The 5,633-nt window shown below is 56.5% G+C and carries 8 protein-coding genes; 5 read left to right on the top strand and 3 right to left on the bottom strand.

Going from position 1 to position 5,633, the window contains the following annotated elements:
• The coding region (locus AIOL_RS25415) for a sigma 54-interacting transcriptional regulator (protein WP_049641992.1) at positions 1 to 799 on the top strand (799 nt) is incomplete at its 5' end.
• An 11-nt stretch (positions 800 to 810) separates the two neighbouring features.
• Here the strand turns inward: AIOL_RS25415 and mazG are convergent.
• The gene (mazG, locus tag AIOL_RS05100) at positions 811 to 1,467 is read right to left on the bottom strand and encodes a nucleoside triphosphate pyrophosphohydrolase (protein ID WP_049641991.1); all 657 of its coding nucleotides are present in this window, start codon (positions 1,465 to 1,467) and stop codon (positions 811 to 813) included.
• A 3-nt stretch (positions 1,468 to 1,470) separates the two neighbouring features.
• Complete coding sequence (proB, locus tag AIOL_RS26310) at positions 1,471 to 2,490, bottom strand: glutamate 5-kinase (protein ID WP_369094745.1); 1,020 nt, start codon at positions 2,488 to 2,490, stop codon at positions 1,471 to 1,473.
• A 7-nt stretch (positions 2,491 to 2,497) separates the two neighbouring features.
• Here proB and AIOL_RS24245 point away from each other — a divergent pair.
• Together AIOL_RS24245 and AIOL_RS25410 are read left to right on the top strand one after the other, a co-directional pair.
• Positions 2,498 to 2,722 (top strand): S1 RNA-binding domain-containing protein (locus AIOL_RS24245; protein WP_152912671.1); only part of this gene is annotated, 225 nt, incomplete at its 5' end.
• 271 nt (positions 2,723 to 2,993) lie between these two features.
• Positions 2,994 to 3,152, top strand: coding sequence for a hypothetical protein (locus AIOL_RS25410; protein WP_160314368.1), 159 nt, complete (start codon positions 2,994 to 2,996; stop codon positions 3,150 to 3,152).
• 30 nt (positions 3,153 to 3,182) lie between these two features.
• On the opposite strand, the gene AIOL_RS05090 is transcribed toward AIOL_RS25410, so the two are convergent.
• Entirely contained in the window at positions 3,183 to 3,854 is a 672-nt protein-coding gene (locus AIOL_RS05090; RefSeq protein ID WP_152912287.1) for a LysE family translocator, read from the bottom strand.
• Between the two features lie 210 nt (positions 3,855 to 4,064).
• On the opposite strand from AIOL_RS05090, the gene AIOL_RS24240 reads away from it, so the two are divergent.
• Both AIOL_RS24240 and AIOL_RS05085 read left to right on the top strand, forming a co-directional pair.
• Positions 4,065 to 4,259, top strand: a complete 195-nt coding sequence (locus AIOL_RS24240) for a DUF1289 domain-containing protein (protein ID WP_082152435.1) — start codon at positions 4,065 to 4,067, stop codon at positions 4,257 to 4,259.
• 149 nt (positions 4,260 to 4,408) lie between these two features.
• Positions 4,409 to 5,449 (top strand): IS110 family transposase, encoded by a 1,041-nt coding sequence (locus AIOL_RS05085; protein WP_049641990.1) that lies wholly within the window; start codon positions 4,409 to 4,411, stop codon positions 5,447 to 5,449.
• The last annotated feature ends 184 nt before the right edge of the window (positions 5,450 to 5,633 follow it).

Below are 5,633 nucleotides of genomic sequence, written 5' to 3'. Positions count from 1 at the left end.
CGAGGCGGAACTGTTTGGTGCGGAACGAGGCGCTTACACTGGGGCGGACAAGAAACGGATTGGCTTGATTGGGTCCGCGGAAGGAGGAACGCTGTTCCTAGATGAAATCGGTGAGGTGCCGCTCAATTTGCAAGCGAAGTTGCTTCGCTTTCTAGAGTCTCGAGAATACCGACCGCTGGGGAGTACGACCGAGCGACATTTTCAAGGGCGCGTGGTCACTGCGACGAATAAGGATTTGCAGAAAGAAGTCGAAGCGGGTCGGTTTCGTGAGGATTTATTGTATCGCTTGGATGTGTTCACGGTGCGGCTGCCGAGCTTGCGGGAGCGAAAGGATGATATTCCGGAAATCTTTGAGGGGATCTTGCGGCAGATGGCGAAGAAGTACGATCGAGAGGTGCCTCATATCAAGCCCGGCGATTTGGAACGTTTGAAGGAGTATGATTTTCCAGGCAACGTTCGAGAACTGCGCAATGTGATTGAGCGGTCGCTCCTACGGTCTGATCCATCGAGTCGGTGGTTGACCTTGGATTCGCGGATTTTTTCTTTGGAGGCTCGAGTGCCGGTGGCGAGTTCGGAACCTGTTGGGGGGCAGAGGCCGGAGGCCTCTGCTACTTTGCCGGAGGGGCTTTCGACGCTTGAGGCGCAAGAATTCAATTTGATCCGGGAAACATTGATCCAAACGAACGGTGGAATTCGACGTGCGGCGGCGAGTTTGGGATTGACGCCGCAGTCGTTGCTGCGGCGGCTGCAGAAGTGGCCGGAGTTGCGGGAGATCGTGGATGCAGAGAAGAATAGCTAGACGATATAGATCTAGTTCGCTTCCTGAGCTCGCCAGTCGGTTTCCCGTTTTTTGATTTCTTCTCGGAGTTGCGCTTCGGCACTCAGGCCGGCGGCCTGGGCTTGTTGTGCGAGGTCGAACAGCTGGGCTCCGAGGTCGGAGGGAGGCTCTTCGGCGGAGTCGGGCTCGGGAAGCAATTGACCCTTGCGGGCTTTCTTGACGAGTTTCTCCACGTATTGCAGGGCGGGCAAGTGACGGGGAATGCCGTCGAGGACGGATTCTCGTTCGTGTGCTGTGCCTGCTTTCTCGGCTTTCTTGAGCTGTTCCCATTGGGTCCAGACGGCGTCGACCGTCTTGGCATCGCTGTCGCCAAAAACGTGTGGATGGCGGTGAACGAGTTTGTCGACGATGCGTTGGGCAACGCTGTCGAAATCGAATGCCTTCCGTTCGGATCCAAGTTGGCAATGGAAGATCACTTGGAGTAAGAGATCTCCCAGTTCCTCAATCATTTCTGACTCATCGTTGGCCTCAATCGCATCGATCAATTCGTAGACTTCTTCCACTGCGTGGAAGCGCAGGCTCTGGTGGTCTTGCTCACGATCCCAGGGGCAGCCTTCCGGTGATCGGAGGGCGGCCATGACTTCCAAGAGTTGATTGATGGCGGGTTGATCTTTTGAGGGAGCGTCCATGCGTCAAAGAATCACCAAATTGTTGCGGTGCACGAGAACATCCTTTTGTAAGCGCTGCTCTCGGAATTCGGTCGCATCGAATGAAACCATGCCTCGGCCAAACTCGGTTCCATCCGCATCGCAAATGGAGGCGATATCTCCGTTCTGAAATTCTCCTTCGATCCGAACGACCCCTTTGGCGAGCAGGCTCTTGCCATTTTTTCGAAGCGCCGCTTTGGCGCCGTCGTCGACGACCAGCTGACCATCGGGATGATGGAAGAAGGCAATCCAGCGCTTTCTTCCCCGGAGTTTGGCCGCACTGGGGAGAATCAACGTGCCTTCGTCGGCGCCTGCCAGCATCTTTTTTAGAATTCCCTTCTTTCGACCGGAACCGATCAATGTGGGAATACCCGACCGGGTAGCGATCTTCGCGGCTTGGATCTTGGTGGTCATGCCACCGGTGGCCGTAATCGACTGCGTGCCTCGTGCCAGCGCTTCGATCTGTCTGTCGATTTTTTCGATCACGCTCAACCGTTGTGCTTGCGGTGTGCCGAAATCTTTGATCACGCCGTCGGCTGTCGTTAGGATGATCAAGAGGTCGACAGGCAGCAGGCTTGCAACGAGTGCGGACAGTGCGTCGTTGTCGCCAAATTTGAGTTCTGTGTAAGAGACGGCATCGTTCTCGTTGACGATTGGAACGATTCCTTCAGCCATCAATGTCGCTAGGGTATTGCGAGCGTTGAGATGGCGGTCGTGGTCTTTGAGATCTTCATGCGTCAGTAACACTTGGGCGGTCAAGATCCCTTTGCGGGCGAAAGCTTCTTGATAAGTAGCCACCAACTGCGATTGGCCTAGTGCAGCGCAGGCCTGAAGTTTTGGCAATGGGGTCGGGCGTTTTTTTAACCCGAGAGCGCCCATGCCGGCACCCACGGCGCCAGAGGACACGACGATGATTTCCTTCTTGGCACGATGAAGCGCGGCAACTTGGTGGACCAATTGCTCGATTTGTTTCTGATCTGGCAGGTTGTTGTCATCAGTTAGGATACCGGTNGACCTGTCGCGTGATCGCGCCGAGCAGCGCCCCGAGCGCTTCGGCGTGGGCGACAAGGTGGACGTGCGCGTCACCAACGTGGACATGAAGTCCCGCCGCCTGGGCCTGTCGATCAAGGCGCGCGAGATCGCCGAAGAGAAAGAGGCCGTGCAACAATACGGCTCCTCCGACTCCGGCGCGTCCCTGGGCGACATCCTGGGCGCGGCGCTGAAAGGCGACGAGTAACGCCCGTAGGGCGGGACTTGTCCCGCCTTCACCCCAAAAACAAGAAAGGCCCCGCCAACCGGTGGGGCCTTTTCTTTGCTGACGGCGCCCCCGCGGCAGCCGCCCCCAACAACGCCGCCCGCACCAATCAACGCGTTCGGACCATTGACGGCATCAGGCGATCAAAACAAATGGAGCGGAGCGCCACACCGGGCCACCGCAGAGCATGCAACGGCCAAATGGCAGGTCTGAGCCCAGAACCACCGATGCTGCGCGATGCAAGAATGGCGGCATGAACCGAATTGCCGAACAACAACTGTCACGCGAACGCAAGCTGTGGATCAAGCCGCGATTATCCGCTGACGTGTTTTATGTTGTGCAAGGTGGGATTGAAAAATTGGACATGTCCAATGGCAACTCTGAGCCCTCTTTGACCGATGCTGCAACCTGAATGAACGTCAGCTTTGTAGCTCGGCTCTATTTAACCCGAGCGATGCTGTGACGCTGCCAGTGCGCCTCCAAGCGCGATCAGGATGCCGCCGCCTACCGCTTCTATCAATTCAATGACACGCTCCTTCATGAGGCGTGCAGACAGCGCGGAAGCAAAGCCGTAGAAGACAAGTATTGGAAGTTCCAACAGAACCGAGACGACGCCAAGAATAACTAGCTGGGCGGCGACATTCCCGTCAGGTGATATGAATTGCGGGAGGATCGCCACAAAGAATAAGATATTCTTTGGATTTGATGCCTGAAGGGTGAATCCCTGCCAATAAGATTTGACCGGAGTTTGCGGAACCTTTGGCGCAGCGGCTTTCGCGTCTGACAAGTCCAGGCCTTCACCCAAGGATCGTTTTTGCCAGAGGTGTTTTGCCAGTGGCATGATCATTCCAACGCCAAGAAACACTAGATAGGCAGCGCCTATCCATTTGATTATGGTAAAAAGGGTGGCGCTAGCGACAATCAAGGCCCCGATCCCGAGTGCGGACAGTGTGAAGAAGATCGCGTTCGTTGACAGGATCCCCAACGTCGCCATGAAGCCGATGCGAAATCCCTGACGCATGGACAACCCAATCACCAGCAGCACCGCCGGTCCCGGCGTGAGCGAAAGCAGGAACTCAGTCAGAGCAAACAAAGCCAGTGTGTTGAGGTCCATTAAAATCTCCACTCAGTATTCCCAATAAGCATCTTGGATTTCAGTGAAATTGACCAGACTAAAACTTTAAAAGCCGACATTGGCGTGCTCGCAGCGAAGGTTGAAAAAGTCCGCACAGCAGTCATTTAGGCCCAAAGCGACGCCACCTCTTGTAGCAACGCGGTCATTGCAATTATTGACCTCCCGCGCCCTTACGGTAAACACACGGCCATGAAAAAACGCAAAAGTCCCTGCATCGATGTTTGTGAGTTTACTGGCCCTAGCGGGTGGTGTCTCGGCTGCGGCCGCACACGAGAGGAATGCGTAAAGTGGAAGAAAATGAAGCCTTACGAAGCAAATATCATCGAGAAGGAACTAAACCGTCGCATGGCTAAAATGACCCAAACACCGCCTAAGCTGCACTGAGGCTGTTGCGGCATGGCCGCTCTGAGCCCAATTTGCCGAATCTCTGCGCAGCGGTTAAAGACATGGTGTGATTGCGGCGGTCGCTCTCCCAAGGCGAACGAGGTCCGATAGTATCAGCCTCACAAAACCAGCCGTGAAGGAGAACGACCTTGTCACATTATGTAGGCCTTGATGTTTCCGTCAAAGAAGTTTCGATCTGCGTGGTGAACATCGAAGGCGATGTTATAGCGCGGGGATCGGTCGCGACCGACCCTGACCAAATATCCAACTTCATTGCAGAGCACGCCGCAGCAGCCGAACGGGTTGTGCATGAGAGCGGGATTTTGGCGATCTGGCTGACCCGCGAACTCGACAAGCGCGGCGTGCCGATCATCTGCATTGATGCCAGATTGGCGCATAAGGCCTTGTCTGGTCGCATCAACAAGACGGATCGAGGCGATGCTGAAGGTCTTGCGCATCTGGCTCGGACCGGTTGGTTCACCCCTGTGCATATCCGCAGCGAAGCTTCGGAAAGGGTTCGGGTTCTGATCGGCACACGAGAGCGCCTGATCCGGATGCGCAAGGACCTGGAGGCCCATGTCCGCGGCGTTCTCAAGACCTTCGGCATCCGGATGACCGCAATCCAGCGATCAAACCAGCGCGGTGGGTTCCGCGACCAGCTTGCTCAGGCCGGGCAAACCGATCTGGCGATTGAGCTCATGGCGGACGCCTTCAACCCGATCCACAGGGCGCTCTGCGCGGCAGCAGACGCGATGGAAGACGAGCTGCGCGAGATCGCGCGTGGCAGTGACCTCGCTCAAAGGCTTATGACTGTTCCGGGAGTAGGACCCGTGGTGGCCCTTTCCTACATCGCCACGCTGGACAATGAGGCCCGTTTCAAGCGCGCGACCGACGTCGGGGCCTTCCTCGGCCTCACCCCGAGGCGATTCCAATCCGGCGATACAGATTGGTCCGGGCGGATAAGTAAGTGTGGAGATCGCGACCTCCGTCGCCTCCTGTACGCAGCGGGGTTCACCCTGATCAGCCAGGTGCGCCGCGCCTCGCCACTGCGAGCCTGGGCCGTTCGATTGAGTGAAAGGAAAGGCATCAAACATGCAGCCGTCGCCGCAGCCAGAAAGCTTGCTGTGATTATGCTGCGTATCTGGCGAGACGGCACAACCTTCCACGCAACAAGGGAGGTGCGAGCCTAGAAACCTCAACAGAAACCTCGCCTAAGGGCGGGTCAGACGTCCCTCGGGACGGTGGCAGATCGAGCCAGCCAAAGCGGTCGCGGTGGTCAAACGAAGACCAACCTCGTGAATGACATTTTGGACGATCAACCCCGAACGCCATCATGAAGCGGCACGACCGACTTCGAAGAGAACCACGACCCCG

It is taken from the genome of Candidatus Rhodobacter oscarellae, from assembly GCF_001078595.1.
In the GTDB taxonomy this organism is placed as follows: Bacteria; Pseudomonadota; Alphaproteobacteria; order Rhodobacterales; family Rhodobacteraceae; genus Rhodobacter_B; species Rhodobacter_B oscarellae.
The sequence above is the reverse complement of the archived record's forward strand: the minus strand, read 5'-3'. Positions and strand labels throughout refer to the sequence as shown.